The following is a 16,243-nucleotide window of genomic DNA, read 5'->3' as shown; positions in this document are numbered from 1 at the left end:
TACCAACCCATCAGGAGCCACCAGTGGGGGAGTACCAACCAATGCATCCGCTGTTGTCTTGAACGTCACCGTCACCAACACCACCGCCACCAGCTACCTAACCGCCTATCCAGCGGGCCTGACCTCACCCCCGATCGTCTCAGACTTGAACTGGACCCAAGGAGACACCGTGCCCAACCTTGTCGTCGTCAACGTCTCTTCTAGTGGCCAGGTAGCCTTCTATAACTCCCTTGGCTCCACCGATCTCATCGTTGATGTGCTGGGGTACTACGTTGGTGGCGGCACACTATCACAAGATCCATTGAGCGTGACTACGACTACGTTGCCGCAGGCGACGGTGAACCAGAGCTACTCGACGACCTTGGCGGCAAGTGGCGGTAGTGGTTCCTACAGTTGGAGCGTTACTGGACTTCCAGCCGGTCTTTTGATCTCAACCTCAGGAGTGATTAGTGGTATACCCACCACCGCTGGAACCAGTACAGTGTCGATCAAAGTTACCGATTCAGCCGAAATATCGTCGACAGTCTCGCTATCGCTCGTTACAAACCCACCTATTTCCATCACAACGACATCGCTTCCTAGCGCTACTTCGAACCAGGCTTATAGCACGACGCTCAGTGCCACAGGTGGCGATGGTGGTTACACTTGGTCTGCGACAGGATTACCGGCCGGTCTCTCAATGTCAACTTCAGGAGTTATCAGTGGAACCGCAGGCTACGCAGGGACAGCCTCCCTAGCCATTACAGTTGCCGACGCTAGCGCTCAGTCAACGACGACGAACCTCAGTCTTGTAACTAATCCGCAGTTTTCGACTTCTAATTCACCTAATTGGTCCGGATATGCTGCCCTTAGTGGGCCTTTCGACGGTGTGAGCGCCACCTTCAACGTTGCAAGCCTCACGAGTCCGCAGCCCTCCATCTGTAATCAGGGTACAACGGATACACTGAGTCAATACTGCGCGATGTCGGAATGGGTAGGTATTGACGGGGCTAGCAACAGCGACCTCATCCAGGCTGGAATTGAAGAGACTCCAATTGTCGGTACTAATGAGTTCTCGATCCAACCGTGGTGGGAGATACTCCCAGCCTCCCAGACAGATATTACGTCAATACAGGTCAGCGCTGGCGATAGCGTTACCGTCGATATTTTTGCCACTTCTACCGCTGATCTTTGGGGGATCGAGGTCTTGGATAATACGAACGACGAATCATTCACCACTTATCAATACTACTACGGCCCAGGTACCTCGGCTGAATGGATCGTAGAAGCCACTCAGATCAATGGCGTTGTGAGCACGCTGTCACCGTATTCGCCAGTCACCTTTACAAATCCTGAATACAACCTTGCGCCGTCTGGTGGTGTCGATCAGCAGACGGAAGTATTCATGGTCCAAAACGGAAGCGTTGTTTCTTCTCCATCTAATATATCCAATAATTCCTTCACGGTGAGCTATGGCTGATAGAAATGGCCGTACAAAGCAAATACGTGTGTCTCAAGACTTGCATGGTTGAAACAATCGACCAAAGTGGGCCCGCGATCGACTGATTTAGCCGCATTTCCGTAGCAAGTGACGTCAAAATCAGGGTACAACGGATACACCGAGTCAATACTGCGCGATGTCGGAATGGGTAGGTATTGACGGTGGACGGCAACAGCGACCTCATCCAGGCTGGAATTGCAGAGACTCCAATTGTCGGTACTAATGAGTTCTCGATCCAACCGTGGTGGGAGATACTCCCCGCTACACAGACGAAATGACATCCATCATGGAGAGCGCAGGGCAGCATCAACATCTACAAAACCACGACTCTGGACCTCTGGGAGATTTATTATGCCATCGACAATACGATCATCGTGTCATGCTGCATTCATTCTGCACATTCACTACCTATTAGCACTACGGCCCAGGTACCTCGGCTGAATGGATCGTAGAAGCCACTCAGATCAATGGCGTTGTGAGCACGCTGTCACCGTATTCGCCAGTCACCTTTACAAATCCTGAATACGCTCTGTCCTCTATCGAGGTGGATCGCATGGGGTTCACCGCTCCAACCACTCCACCTTCCGCAGCAGATGTCACACCGTAGACACACATATGTTTTGTGGCGATCCCACTCGTGGTGTTCGCTAGTGTCTAAGGGATTTATTACTTAACAAAATGAGGTAGGTTCCCTCTTCTAACTCCGGTAACGAGTTGAATTTCTCTTTGTGCGGGTTAGGGTCAAAGTAATATATGGTGCTTGATCGATGGAAGTGGGTGAAGACGGCGTGTGCAACTTTCCCAGTAGTTTGCATTCCTATCGCTATTTCACCTGAGTAGGTGCCGACCCAAATGCCATTAGCCATCCAATTGCTTGCAATATCGCCTTGGTTGACAAGTCTTTGTGATGCACAGGCTGCCCTGGCCATCGTTGATGGGTCCAGGGTGCCAAGTGAGCGGCCTTTGCTAAAATAGCATGTCAAAGACGTCTCGACTTGCTCTAGTGCGCTCAGGTAGTAATCTACGCTGGCGTGTATCAGACCGTAGTTGGCATACTCATGCAAGAGTATGTGCGGCACCTGGTACACAAGGATTGATCCGACTTGAAAGTGTTTCCAACCCAGAAGGGTGAGCTGGGCTCTCCAACGGTGATTGCCGGTATAAATTGCTACGTAGCGGTCCCGGTAAGCATCGACAAATGCCGCGACTTGTTCTACCACATGCGGCTTTAAGTTGGTTGGCCCAGCGCTTAGTTCTATAGGCCACTGGTTTAGTTGATTGTCGTGAGGATAGACATTGTAGCTCCATGGGACCGTGGTCGCGCTCAGGTGAAAGTTTGAAGCGAGGGAAAGGAGAGCAGTGAGATAGCTGTCTTGAAATGGTAGACTGGCTGGGCTACCTGGTAGTCGTACCACGCCACCAGAGAGTGATCTCAGCGCAGCTAACTTATGGCTTCCGGTGAATGAGAGCGGTGGCCGCACCCAGTAGATGTCGGATGCGGCAGGAATCAGCATAGAAACACCAACAAGTATGAGGACGCCCCTGATCAAACGCGTGCGCCATCCTATCGAGAGTGAAAACCAAATCCCTATCCATAGCGCAAGAAGGAACCAAACGTAGAGCATGAGGCGAGCAGGTAATACGTTGTCTAGGAAAGGAAGCCGACTAAACACTGCCCAAGGTAGCGGTATCCCGGTCACAGTTCCCGCAACATGGAGGCGTGGCCCGAGGGAGAGAATCAAGATAACCAACATCGCCAACCCTATAGGACGAACCCATCGGCTCTTCTTTGATTCCCGGATAAGGGAGACAGAGGTTAGGCCGAGAAGTACAACCCCAATATAGGCAGTTTGCTCTGTCGCATTGCCGCTAAAGTGGGCTGAAATGGGAGCGAAGATATTGCCACCCAGTGCCGTTACCTGGGTGGGCACTACGAGATTCACGATATCTGTCGAGTAAGTGGTTGGTGAGTTGATACTAGATGAGGCGACAGTGATTCCCCGAACAATGTACCAAATGAGTGGACTTGTTAAGATGCCGGCAGCCAACAGAGTAAGAATGAGCTCATGATAATATGGCTGTAATAGGTTTAAGAATACGCGTCGGTCCCACTCTAATATTATGAGAAGGAACAATGATATACTTACGGTGTAGGTTAGTAATAGTTCGGTCGAAGTATAGGCTAGAAAAGCTAGCGTCATGGCTGTGCTAACGACAAACCAGCGCTTTGATAGAACTCCTCTATGTAACTGTGTTACTAACAATCCGATCAGCGGAAGAGGAAATGCGAAGATGAGGTTAATATGGACTAATTCGGCAAACTGGTATGTGCTAAAGCCGAAGATAAGTCCACTGACCAAGGCGCCTAGCAGATCGTAGGTAATGATCCATGTCAGTGAAAACATAGTGAACGAAGAGAGGAAAAGGGCGCCGAGGACCAGAATATTCCAGCTTGCTATGGGGCCGAAGAAGTAGGTGACCGGTGCAGTGAGCAATGCCAATGCCGGTATCGACGTCATCCATGCGGCGTTGTACGTATAGGGATGTGTAAGTGATGTTAGCTGAAAGGGATCATGATGATGGGCTAGTGCGTAAGGCCACCATTTCAAAAAGAACAGGAATATGTTGGGATCGCTACCGGCGTCAATCATTTGACGGAGGAAGTCGTGTTCATCCAAACGGAAGATGATCGTTATGAGCCCGAGGTAGATCAGGATAGCTAGCAGGAAACGCGACGGGGATCGTGTAAACAAGGCATCTGTTTTAGCGTTTGTAACTGCCAAGGAATATCTCTTTCATGGTTGATTTGCGTAGACCATAGTGGAGTGGTGAACTTCTATACGATCCACCCGAAATATGCGAAGACCGACCAAAATAGATATGGGAGGAAATCACATGAATGGCAAGATGCATCCACCCGATCAAGCCATTGCAAAGCATCGTGAGTAGGTTGTTTCCGCTTGGAGCCGTTCTGTAGCACAGCGCGGCGCTGGATTCTGTAGTGTGCAGCGAGCCATCCATGGCTGGTCGCAGTTGTCGCGGGAATGATCTGTCGCGATTACGCACACCTCCTTATACTACCGCCGTCCAGGCTCACATCGCGAGGTCTTGTTGACCATAGAAACGATTGTCGAACGAAGTGTCGATCGAGTTCATTGAGAGCGATACGGAAGAGATGGGTGGCGAAGAGAACCCTCATTTACTTAACGATATCTGGATCTTCGACGACAAGAGCTTTGTCCTCTGATGCACTCTCACCGAGATGGGAGGCATATTATTTCTTCCAATAGACAGAAGTTCCCGATAGTGCCAGGATAAACCGGCAAAGAGGAGGTGAAAGACCTCTACACCGAAGGGCAAGCGACCCACAGCGACCCCGAGTGATGCATTGGCGTCCGCGAGGGCACATGCGAAGCGTTGACAAGGGCCCGGACCACGTTAATCGACGTTCCCGGTAAATTGGACTTCCGAAGAGGAATGCCTCGACCTTCGTTGAGCGACCGACGTAGGGCCGCGTGAGTTTGTCAGTGCCGACCGATTTGCCTATGCGAATACCTCGACCTTCGTTGAGGAATTCCTGCCCCTACCTGATCCATGGGCTTGGAATGATCCGGTGAGAGTTGCCCTCCGGTTTAGCGAGGAGCAAAGCCCAGCGTCCTCCTCAGTTGCCGCAGCCGCATGCTGGCTGTGCGGTTCGTGGGCGTAGTCGAGCTTGTCGATGCCCGGTAGCCACGACCCTCGCCATCCGACTTGTGCTGAATCATTTCGGCTCGCTCCTTTCCACTGCCATGCTGACCACGGGTTTGTTGGCTTTCGTTCTCCGAGCTCTTTGGCTCCTCCGATCTCATCGTTGATGTGCTGGTGTACTACGGATGATGCTGATGTGGGGAAGGATGGAGCCGAGGTTAAATGGTAACAGCGAAGCATGTTGGTGCAAATTGCCTCGGCTGTACCGGGGTCAAATAGGTCGATTGTTTTCACTATCCGTTGTGTATTGTTGCCATCATATGAGTCAAAGCGTGTGTTCTATCGTCGGCTGGGTGAGCTGTCTTCCGGCGTAGCTGCGTACTACTGCCGAAGGTAGTGAGATCGAGCCGAAGGAGCGGTGAATGCGGAGCATCGTGCTGGGAGCAGATGATTCTGGCGGAAAACGGGCGGTGGAAGGCGGCAAAAATCTCAATGGCCTGTTGGGGACCCCGGCCACGTGAGTGCGGGTGTGTGTTTGCGAGGGGTTAGGTTAGGGCAAAGATCATTCGTGACTACTCGGATGATCTTCACCTCTACTTCGCAGATCTTCTACAATGACATGTAAGGGCAGCGCGAGCTATTCGCGGAGCCAGTACATGGAAGGAGCTTTTGACTCGATGCGCCGTATCATTCTCCCCGCGACCGCAGTCGTGGCCTTGCCGCTGCTGCTGTCCGCCTGTGGAAGCACAAGCGCTATTATTAGTACAGCTCACCTATCGCCTCAAGCAGCGGTGGATGCTGCATATCGTGTGGCAGGGGCGTCCCCAACGTCGTTTCATCTAAACGAGACGGTCAACATCACCGTCAACAAAAAGGGATATGGTGGTAGCACCATCTCTGGGGACGTGTATAGCGATCCGTCTCACACCAGTGGCAGCTACGCATCTCTGACCGAGAATCTGTCGGTTCTCGGTAAAAGCGAAGGCAGTTTGCTAACTCTGGTCAAAAACAATAACGTCTACATCAATGCAGGTGGTATACATCTGTCCGGTGTTAGCGTCACTCCGGGTTGGAAGGTTATGTCTCTATCCAACTATTTCTCTGAACTCAACAGTGCATCGTCGTCATCCGTTTCGCCCACGATCACAACGAGCGCACAATCTAGCCTGCTCCCGGCCCTCATCAACGATGCTAAGATCTCAGCAAGTGGGTCATCCACGGTCGGAGGCCAAGCCGTAAACGTCTATACGGCGTCGATATCGTATCCAAAACTGATTAAGGCACTGTCCACATCGAATGGAGTGCTAGCTACGGCGCTATCCAAGACGTTGTCCCTGTATCAAATGACTGGCACCGCCACAGTCACCATCGATATCGCCAAGAGCAATAACCGCGTTGCGAGCGTTGCCGCTGTCTTCGCATCCACCTTCGCCCCAGTCAAGGGGTCTCCCACCAAATACCACTTCGACCTAGCCGTTCAGCAACAATACAGCAACTACGGCGTGAAGTTCACAGTCAAGACGCCAGCGTCAGCCAAGACAGTCACTAGCTTTAAAGGGCTGTGATCGTCACAGAAGGGTTACGTGTTTAGCGAAATTGTGGCCACTTGGATCGAGACTGGACACAAGTTTTCAAATCGCGACATAGTCTCTGAACCGGGCCAATAGTTCTGTGCGTGGCATAATGCCTATTGTTCGCGGTGTTATTGACGAACGCGCCGGACCACAGTATTTAGCTTTCCTGTTCCGAGATTCGCAGGACAAGGAGGAATCCATACACAGCTGAGTGGGAAGCCGGTATAAAGACGCGCGAGAGGAAGCCGAGGGAGAAGGCTGCGTATTCCTGTGAAATATGCCACCTGTTCTCGCCGAAATATGCCACCCCTAAGAGTGCGCGAGACGCGGTTGGCAGAAACTTTCTTTTGAGCCTCAATCTCGGCTACCCCAATGCCCGTAGGAAGTGCCTACCCTACGCAGCCCCACGCGAGCTGGAGCCAAAAAAACAGAAGTTATTCTTGCGCGCCCCATAGAAGGCTGAGCTACCGAGGGACCGCGCAATCGGATTACTGGGACTTCGGATTTAAGTGGGGAATTTAGTCAGGTGTAGCCACGCACCAGGGGTGAGTTTGGGAGGGTCACAGGGGCTCTGCCAGAATGGGATTAACGATAACTCATCACTGGAGGACCCCTGTGGAACAAAATCCTATCCGCATTTCAGAGATCTTGCTCGGTCTAAAGGATGTCAATTTGATTGGCGTCGTGTCCCTTTCATAATGTCCCCATTAACCTGCCTTTCTAACTCCGCAAACCATCGTTGCGATGGTTTCCCAAACTCGCCGGCCGCTTCAACCTGTCTCACAAGTGTCGTCCGTAGCCCTCTTCAGAGACACGGCTATGATAACCGTGACGGCAAGATTGCGACCGCGCCAGGACCCCAGCTGCAATGTGGGCTGTCCAACTAGTGGCTTGATTCACTCGGACTGTTGTGGTGATGGGCTTGCCGGATGATATGTTTTTAATGTCGGGCTGCGTGGTTAGAGGTGCGCCGACTATTTGCCATGAGGGTAACCATGCACTCTGGCCGAAGCTTCCTCTTTTCAATCGCCAACCACCGATGTATCGTACGTCTTGGAAGGTGACGCACTCCATAGCGCCCTGAATCGCCCTAGACAAGCTGGTTGGGGGTGGTTAACACATGACGTTGTAGGCCGGCGCTAGGCTAGTTTGCCTTGATGTCCTGGATCCACCTCTTTTACTGAAGGTAGGATTGCTGGGCCAAACCAACAATCTTCTCAAGCTGAGTGACCCGATCTTCCAAACGTTTGACGGACTGCTGGAGCTGGTCGATGTCCCTACGAGCCTCCAGAGATCGTAGGGCAGCTTTGTTCTTATGCTCTTCAGCTTCGGCCTTCAGGGCGAGGTCTCGCATCGTTTCTGTCTCCGCAGCGTCCAACCTCAGCGCCAAGGCCAATTTTTCTACGCGGTAGGCCGGGCAACGCTGGTGTCCGCGCCTCCATCTACTAAGGCTAGAGACATCCACCTCGGCTAGGCGGGCCACTTCTCGTTGGGACGACCTGGTCTTCGCAATAGCGTCATCGATCATCTTGGCAAGCTGGTCCTTGTGCGTCATGCAACACAATCTAGTATTTTCCCTTATTAAAGCGAGCAGTGTATTGTGCATAGTCCATGTGCATGAACGTCAAGGTTGGCCGCTGCTAGTTCATTGATTTGGTTCGCGAGCATTTTGGAAGGTGATGGCACGAATTACGATGGAGATCGTGTGCCCCCGTCCGTATGCAGCGGTTTGTGTGCCAGGTGACGATTGTGATGTCGAGTGTGAAGCGACGATTATTAGAGGAAGCGGTACGGTTTACAAGCGGTCGCAGGACTCTGCCGGAAGAAGCCGAAGTGGTTGGAATCGCACGCGTGATTAGGCGTGTGTGTAGATGATATTGCAATGCAATACACGAAAACAGCAAGTCAAAGTACAAATTCGGAAATGCGCTAAGGGTGTGCACAAGGTCTGCCGATAGCTTGACCATGGAACTTATTATGAACGTTTCTCGTTTGGGAAGAGTGGCTGTAGGGGAATTTCCCCCGATTTTGACGAGCGATCAGGCGGCGGCCATGCTGCAATGTTCAAGGACGCATGTGCAAATTTTGGCACGAAGTGCAATTATTCCCGCCAATCGGACCCCTAGTGGCCACTGGCGCTTCTCACGTGATGCTCTTCTAAAGTGGGCTGCGGGCGAGAGAGCAGGTGTGCCAAGTGCTTGAACGCGGCAGCACCCAGGTCGAGATCGGTCGGTCGACATTATGTAATTTTCGTTACTCCTGTGTACGTCGCGTGAATCGGGATCGTCGGGTGGGAATCGGCTTCCTTGGCCGTTCGGGCATTCCAAGGTCGGATTTCTACTTGGGCCGTAGGCATGGTGATGGGCTCGTATTGCTGCCGTCTGAGAATTTGCCTCACGATACGGATGAGATCGTCTTCCCCAGCAGGTCAACGGGTTCTGGTGAAGCAAATTGCCGAAGTGAGGCGTGGATCTATCTCGGACCGCGCACAAAATTACCCGTCGACATTTTTCCGCTGGAGCGTCAACGGTGTCTTCGTGCGATCAAGGAGACACTCCTTCTTGAGCTCGGGTTGTGGCGCACTGGGGCATTTGAGGTCTACATCGAATTCGATTTTCGGGGCATTTTCCTTCGGAGGCTGAATGCGTAAACGCGAAACTGAGGCACGCCAGAAAGCTCTAAGTGAAAAGGTTGCTGAGATTGTGACAGCCTATAATTTGCCTGCATATAGGCAGTTGCTAAATATGTCTTCCAAGGAGTGGGACACCTTGCCATGCGATCCGCTTGCAAAAGCATGGCTCTCAGCAGGGATGAAAAGTCTGGCACATGCGCACGGACTGCGTTTCGCAATGATCCCCACGGCTGCTCGCGCTAAGAGCGAGCAGCGGGCGATAGCTATTTTTCGTTATCCTAGCTATGAAGCAGAGGTGCAGCTAAAAAAGCTAACTGGCGCTATATATGCCTTGGTGCCCTACGCTGAGGCAGCTGGTGACCGAGAGGCTGTGTTGCGGGGGTTATGGCCAACAACGGAGTTTCAATATGCGTATTGGAATTCGATCATCGACCTTGCCGCAATGCTGTCTCATAGTGGGACGCCGCGCGTTTCTCATCCCGACGTACATGTGGACTTGGTGGATACTTGGGGCGAATCTGTAGACGAAGTCGAACTCGAAAATGAGCAGCTGGCGATCTTGATCCAGAAGTCGAGTGCAGATCGGCTTGGGATCGACACGTTGGATTTTGAGGAGCCGAGGCTCCGGCAGTTCTATGCAGCCTTTGGGGTGAAAGGGATCAGGCGCATAGCCGAATCGAATCGACTTTCGGTCGCGCTCGCAGTGTGCACGCAGTTTTGGCAGTTCGAAGCTGGCGATAGCCGTTGGGAAGCTTTCAGGAGGTTTCTTGGTGCCGTGGAGCAGCTAGTGGATGCCTGCAAAGATCATGGACTAGATCTGCGATGCCTGGCCGGAGGCCCGCTCTCTGCATCAGCAGCCGATCTCTCTGGTTTCACGATTCCGGAGAGAGCGCTCCAAAACTTTCAAGTAGTTCTTGAATTGCGTTACAAGAGGATCTGTCAGGAACGTCTTATGCGCGACCTCGGTGAGCGTTTTCCTAGGCCAACCAGCGAAGCCGAAACTGCTCTGGTTGGCGCTGGTTGGGATTCGGTTTACGCGGGCGTTCCTGCACTCCGAGAGTTTGTCAACGACCATCTTTTCCCATCACGGTATGGGTGCATCGTCGAGGGGTTCCTCTGGCCTCTTCCAAAGCGATGGCGCTTGGGTCCAGCAGTGGTTGAAGATGATCTCCAGCAGCTCGAGGTCGGGGAGCTCTCGCGGATATTCTGCTTCGGTTGCGATCTGCTGGGCGAAATTGGGCGAGATCCTCGTCTGTTGCGATCCTGGATTTCGCTGTGGCTTGGCGGTCTACGTCCCCAGGAGTCTTATCCGTTGATGTCAAGCCTCATTCCTTGTGACCACGGTTTGATCGTGGTGGTTCCGCGCGCGTTTGGTAAAACTGGGTCTCGAGAGGCCGTTTTCCCTGAGTCCGGCCTGATGGCGCTCGGAGTAGGTGCCGAACACTTTGGAGTAGATAATGACGGAGTGTCTCGCCCTGATGAGTTGGCCCGCCAGGCCTGCGGCGAAGTGCGAGAGGCTTGGCAGACTAAGCCTTTGGGCTCGAATGAAATAGCAAGACCTGCAATTCCCGATCGATTAGCATATTTTGTCAGAAAGGCAATTGCGGATGTCATCCGATGGAATGCACCGGACCCCACAATTGCCCGCGTCTTGGGTCACGAGGTCGCTGCTTCAGATTTGGCCTATACGCAGGTTGGCGCGACCGAGGCGATCGCGATGCAGGCTTTTGTGCGCACAGCGCTGGGTGAGTTGATCGGTGTACCTGAACACGGCGACCGTCGTGAGTAGTGGCCAGTACCGGGGCAAGAGGGCAGGAAAAATTGCCACCCGCACCAGGGTGTCGAGCCGCAAGCCGAGGCGGGAAGGTCTGACGACGATTCCGAAGCAGGCTTGGCCTGTGGTGCATTCGGTGCTCCAGGAAAGCGGCCTTGACGGTCTTGCCGTGTGGTGCTGTGTGTTTTATCTTGGAGGCACCGACCTGGTAAAAGCTCGTTTAGAGGATGAGAAGCTGATTGTATTTACCGGTAGTCGCGACCGAAGTTTCTCGCTGCGACCGGCGGAGGCCGTAGTCATTGCTGAGCTGCTCGGACAATTCGCAACTCGGACGCGCACCATGTCTGAATTCCGTGCAAAGGGTTATGTGGCTCTCGTACTTAGCCAGAAGGTGCAGCCAGAGGTGCGTAGGCGTCTCAAGCTGCTAGGTATGGCCTGGGCGGACCAAGTGAATGTTTCGCTAACAACGCTAAAGCGGACCGGTGCGATGGTGGTTGCTGAGAACTATAGCGAGCATTGGGAGTACTTACGGGCATATTTTCGCTCACCGAATGCACATCCCGACGACCGGTTGAATTCGGTTACAGATGAACTCGCGGCAGTCTACAGTGAGGCTGTAAGAGGTTTTTGGAGCCTAGTTGAGCAGGAGTTGAGTCATCAGGCGCGCAGTGCTATTGTCAGACTCGCGCGTTGATGAGACCGCGATTGTTGTCGTTCGAGTGAGGCGATGGAATCGCCATACCACTCAAGCCGACTTGTATATTGTTGTTTCCTGTAACCGCAAAAATATGGGTGTCACTCCTTTCGGTTATTTACATAGCAGTGTCAGTTGTACATGGCGGAAATAATCTACGTCGAATTCGTAGCGTTAGTTTGGACTGCGAGTGTGAGCGTTACGCTTACACGTGCTGGGCTAGTGTTTAGACGAGACTCCCTATTCATGTGATTTGGATAGATTCCGATGTCATCGAGGTGGCCGCAAAAGCTCCCACGGTTGCGATGTTGAGGCCTTCACGATTGCGAGGTGTTTTGAAAAGTTAAGAGTAGCTGCAAACAGCAACGATGTAAAACCTATTCATATTTGGGGGTGAACTTAGCAGTCATCTCTTCGAGCCATTGTCGAAGCATGTCAATGTGTTCATGCGGATATTGATTCGTAATTGCTTGCTGTATTTCGTTCTCCAGCTGCGAGATTTGTTGCGAAAGTGGAATGGGTAGAATAGGACGTTCCCCCAGTAGGAGAAGCTGGCAGGATTCAAGTGCTGCTGAGATGGCACGGTAGATCATTGTATATTCGTTTGCATCATGGTTTCTATCAAGATTATTGTTAGCGTGCTTCGGCATATGAGTTGGGAGAGTACGAGCTATTATCACGTGGTCGGCTCTGTCGTTCCCTTCCCGCTGAATGTGGCTGATATAGATATTTGCTTTGTCCTCGGAGCGGTATAGTTTCGTGCTGTAGGGTCTCGCGGATAGACGATATTGTAGATGTAGGATGATGTCGTGTCTTGAGGTTCCGAGGGATCTGATGCGTTTAGCGGTTGGGTACCAGGGTTGTTCTCCATTGTATTCTTGCTGGGCTCCCGGGAGCCTGAGATCAATGGCTTGATCCGCAATTTCGATTAGCTTCGCTAGTTGTTGCGGTGTGTCATCGGAGTTGATGGCATTCGCGTACTTGAAAAGTACGTCACAGATATGCTTAAGCAAGGCGCTTTCGGCTTCCGAGTTGTTGCGTTGGTTTTGTTGGAGTTGCAAGATTATCGCATTGATGAGTGTGTTATAACGAGTTTTTGGAATTGTTGCGGTTGGTTGTTCTATCATAGGCTGAGGGTCGAGTCTGCTGTTGGCTTCCACCAGCAGTTTGTTGATCCATTGTGGAAGGATATGATTCGTATCTGCAGTGTTCCATAAACCTTCGACAATGATCGATATTGCCTTCTCACTTTGAGTTTTGAATGGGAAGGGGTTGTATGTCCATCCGTGTTCCTGCAACGGATCGAAGAGTACGCAGAGATCCTCGATCTTGTTCCGCCATAATTCGACTTGCCCTAAGACCTTGACGGTTTCGTCTATATAGTTGCGTAACTCCCCAGCGAGAATTCTGGCCTCTGCCTTGGTAGGGGTCACTATAAGGATCGTTTTGCCCGTAACATCGCCGATGTTGAACATACGGACATCTTCTAATTCCTCGTGCTGATGCTGTTGAAGTGATGTTGGGGTTAACCCAGGGGTGTTGGCTAGGGTTATTCCGAGTTGATCGACGAGGTTCGCTCGTTCTTGAAAGGTCTGGATCGTGCATTGCGGTGATTTAAGTGTCAGTGATCGTAGTGGGAGTGATCCCGGGTGGGTATCTGCAGCTATTTTATTAAGGAAGTCGAGGATAGGCTGCGGTCGTTGGCTGAACGCGATCTCGTGGACATGTGAATCAAGTACTTCAAGCAGTTTGTAGGTTATCAGCGGGTTGATTGTGCGGATGTCGCCTGTAACAAGGACTCTTAAGGTGTTTTGTTGAAGTGTTTTTATGAGATTGACCATGGGCTGCGTTAGCAGGCCACCATCCGGAAAGAGAACCTTAGTCGTTCCCTGTCGTGCAAGGTAGTTAAGTAAGACTTTGGGCTGAGCAACCATCTGGTCGCTCCATTTGTCCAGGATTTCACGGTAACCAGCAAGGGCTAGATTTCCCCAAAAGATTTGCTTTGCTCGATCTGAATAGGCTGGGGTACGCGAAATTGCTGTTTTGAGTTCTTTCCATTGGAGGTTGATTGGATCGAACAGTGAGTCTGGCGGTTCATCGCCGGCTTCAGCTAGTGCGTACCGGAGTATCTGCAGGGCTTTCACTTGAAGCTCGTGTTTTTGGTACGGATGAGGTGGAGAAAATGGATGTGCTGCCAGTTCGGCCACAAAATGCTGGAATAGAAACGTGGGTACTCCTCTACTATGCCAAGCGTTTCGTGAGCGGGTGGTGGAGCAGATTACGAGCGTCGTGTCGAGTGCTATAGGGTCGATGAAAGTAGCCTCTACTATCGGATCGAGGCTTACGCCAAAGCAAAGTTGTCCTGGTTGTTCGCAGGTTAATAGGTTGCTAACGGCGGCATCAAATGATGATAGCTGAATGGTATTCAGGGTTTCATCACTGCTCTCTATTGGAGGGTCTGGCGTGTTATTTAGGATCATACTATGCGTTATCGTATCGAAGCGTTCTTGACTTAATAGTTTTCCGCGGTATTAATGATATCCACGGCGATGGAAGGACGTATATACTTTGGCGAAATTGGAATAGATAGGCACGATGGGTAGGGTGGAATCGAGGTTGTGATGGATAAGGGGTTGGTCATTGTGGTATATGCCGTTTGGGCTGGTGGTTGTTGGGTATAGTTGTCCTGAATTTGTTTGAGTAATAGGCGTTGTTGGCAGCTGCTTGATGTTTCTAGAGTGGCGTTTACGTTGGAGTATCAGACGAGAGGAGCGTTACGGGTAGATATTTGTCAGTTGCTTAAGTCAGTGTGTTGCTGGCATAAAATGCCAATAAAACTGCCATTATAACTTCGTAAACCATCGTAACGATGGTTTACTATTAGCCGTGATATATCGGTCACTATTTGAGATCGTTTTGTAAGTGATCAATTTAGCATTGTTATATAAGGTTCTATTGATATCTGTGGCGGCAGTAGGAGTTGTATATCCAATCCCGCGTTGTAGCGAAGTGGTGTCGTATGTGGAGCCGCAGATGGTCTCGGTGATGCCAAATCTCCGCGCTACCTCAGTGATGGTTTTGACTTCGTTCAACAGCCGATCGCCTTCAGCAAGTTTTGCGATGACTTGATCTGGCGTGTGCTACTTGGCCCTTCATGTGATTTCCTCCCATGTCTATTTTGGTCAGTCTTCTCACATTAGAGGTGGATCACATAGGGTTCACCGCTCCACCTTCGCCAGGTGCATGTTCAACGAGATGTCAGAGATTGTGACCCAAGGATAACACTACCTAGCCACCTGAAATCAAAGCCCATTCCTCTCGTGCTTGCCAAGCCTAGAACGACTCAACACCTCTGCCAGGTGTTCAACACTCACTCGATCACACCCCAGCCACTTGGCTCTTGCAAGTGAAGAGGTCAGCATCTAGCGCTGGATCCTTGGTGGGGGTTCTCCCAATCCGTCTAGCACCTCGTCGTCAATCTCCACGCCAGCGTAGGCCCCGATAATTGTGTTTGCAATCGAGGAGGTGATCAACCGACGTTCCTCGGGAGTAGGGGTCGGCACCGTGGATACATTAAAGCGACTCACCAGCGTTGCATCCAGTCGCCCAAGGCCGTTGGCGGTCGCAATCTAGAAGATGTGACTCGTATCGATCAGCAACGGGATACAGGCATCACCAAAGTGACGAGCGGTCTCTGGTTCCAACAGCGTATGCAGTGGACCAAGGGGATCCCTGTATGCGCACGTAACAGTGCCCAGCCTTGTCGATCCATCGAGGGAGATGATAGGGCTGATGTGAGAACCAGAGATGAGGGCTTCAAAGACGATCCCAGGTTGTGATGTTGACCAGATTGGTTCGGCTCCAGCGAGTACGCTACCGAGTTGGAGATTGTCAAACTGCAACTGATGACTGGGTACCCCGAGGATCTCCTGGATGCGTTTGACGAAGTAGGACTTCCCAATCCCTGGATCACCGAGCAGCAGAATCGGGGTTATCGTGAGTGGAACCTGACACAGGAGCGCAAGATTGACCGATTCTTTGATGTGATCGATAACGTGACCAAAGTTCGGAAGCTCCTCTGCCAAGGCCGCAAGCCCCGCGATCGCCTCAGGGAGAAACCCGAAGTTCCGGTAGGGACCACTCTCTACAAGCGCGTCGATCACCTTTGCATAGCGCCGTGTGGCTACCTCGTCGCGATACATCTCGCCAGAGTGAGCCACCCGGCCCAGATCCTCTCCACTAAAGAGCTTGACGACCCCAGTACGATCAGGAATCTCATAGTGCGGAGTCGCTTTGGCTACTGGGGTAGATAGCTCAACCTCTGGCTCCCAGCAGGGATCATCTTGGTCCACATCAGCGAATGGCAGAAGGTGGAACCAATCCAGTCGTTTATCGCTTGACT

Annotated in this window: 10 protein-coding genes and 1 pseudogene; 6 read left to right on the top strand and 5 right to left on the bottom strand. The window is 51.8% G+C overall.

Translation table 11 applies throughout. The features are described 5' to 3' along the window. On the top strand, nucleotides 1–1,459 hold a 1,459-nt coding region (locus M7439_RS09025; RefSeq protein ID WP_308464470.1), incomplete at its 5' end, for a G1 family glutamic endopeptidase. A 668-nt stretch (nucleotides 1,460–2,127) separates the two neighbouring features. Here M7439_RS09025 and M7439_RS09020 read toward each other — a convergent pair. Then, nucleotides 2,128–4,263 (bottom strand): hypothetical protein, encoded by a 2,136-nt coding sequence (locus M7439_RS09020; protein WP_298348970.1) that lies wholly within the window; start codon nucleotides 4,261–4,263, stop codon nucleotides 2,128–2,130. Between the two features lie 1,560 nt (nucleotides 4,264–5,823). On the opposite strand from M7439_RS09020, the gene M7439_RS09015 reads away from it, so the two are divergent. Further along, nucleotides 5,824–6,732 (top strand): hypothetical protein, encoded by a 909-nt coding sequence (locus M7439_RS09015; protein ID WP_308464469.1) that lies wholly within the window; start codon nucleotides 5,824–5,826, stop codon nucleotides 6,730–6,732. A gap of 1,186 nt (nucleotides 6,733–7,918) precedes the next feature. Here the strand turns inward: M7439_RS09015 and M7439_RS09010 are convergent. Further along, complete coding sequence (locus tag M7439_RS09010; RefSeq protein ID WP_298348975.1) at nucleotides 7,919–8,296, bottom strand: hypothetical protein; 378 nt, start codon at nucleotides 8,294–8,296, stop codon at nucleotides 7,919–7,921. 410 nt (nucleotides 8,297–8,706) lie between these two features. Here M7439_RS09010 and M7439_RS13080 point away from each other — a divergent pair, with 410 nt between their 5' ends. From M7439_RS13080 to M7439_RS08995, 4 genes are all read left to right on the top strand, one after another. Continuing rightward, nucleotides 8,707–8,943 (top strand): helix-turn-helix domain-containing protein, encoded by a 237-nt coding sequence (locus tag M7439_RS13080; RefSeq protein ID WP_374045752.1) that lies wholly within the window; start codon nucleotides 8,707–8,709, stop codon nucleotides 8,941–8,943. After that, nucleotides 8,936–9,391, top strand: a complete 456-nt coding sequence (locus M7439_RS09005) for a hypothetical protein (protein WP_298348978.1) — start codon at nucleotides 8,936–8,938, stop codon at nucleotides 9,389–9,391. The genes M7439_RS13080 and M7439_RS09005 overlap by 8 nt, the downstream gene beginning before the upstream one ends. Nucleotides 9,392–9,551: 160 nt before the next feature. Beyond that, on the top strand, nucleotides 9,552–11,162 hold the full coding sequence (locus M7439_RS09000) for a hypothetical protein (RefSeq protein ID WP_298348981.1): 1,611 nt from the start codon (nucleotides 9,552–9,554) through the stop codon (nucleotides 11,160–11,162). Nucleotides 11,163–11,283: 121 nt separating this feature from the next. Next, nucleotides 11,284–11,841, top strand: coding sequence for a hypothetical protein (locus tag M7439_RS08995; RefSeq protein WP_298348984.1), 558 nt, complete (start codon nucleotides 11,284–11,286; stop codon nucleotides 11,839–11,841). A 377-nt stretch (nucleotides 11,842–12,218) separates the two neighbouring features. On the opposite strand, the gene M7439_RS08990 is transcribed toward M7439_RS08995, so the two are convergent. The 3 genes and pseudogenes from M7439_RS08990 to M7439_RS08980 form a co-directional block, all read right to left on the bottom strand. Next, the gene (locus M7439_RS08990; protein ID WP_298348986.1) at nucleotides 12,219–14,321 is read right to left on the bottom strand and encodes a hypothetical protein; all 2,103 of its coding nucleotides are present in this window, start codon (nucleotides 14,319–14,321) and stop codon (nucleotides 12,219–12,221) included. A 942-nt stretch (nucleotides 14,322–15,263) separates the two neighbouring features. Next, nucleotides 15,264–15,428, bottom strand: coding sequence for a hypothetical protein (locus M7439_RS08985; protein ID WP_298348989.1), 165 nt, complete (start codon nucleotides 15,426–15,428; stop codon nucleotides 15,264–15,266). Between the two features lie 42 nt (nucleotides 15,429–15,470). After that, nucleotides 15,471–16,243, bottom strand: a pseudogene (locus tag M7439_RS08980) (hypothetical protein); the annotation flags it as partial.

This window comes from Ferrimicrobium sp., from assembly GCF_027319265.1.
Lineage (GTDB): Bacteria > Actinomycetota > Acidimicrobiia > Acidimicrobiales > Acidimicrobiaceae > Ferrimicrobium.
Note: the sequence above shows the minus strand (reverse complement) of the source record. Positions and strands in the feature narration are given on the sequence as shown.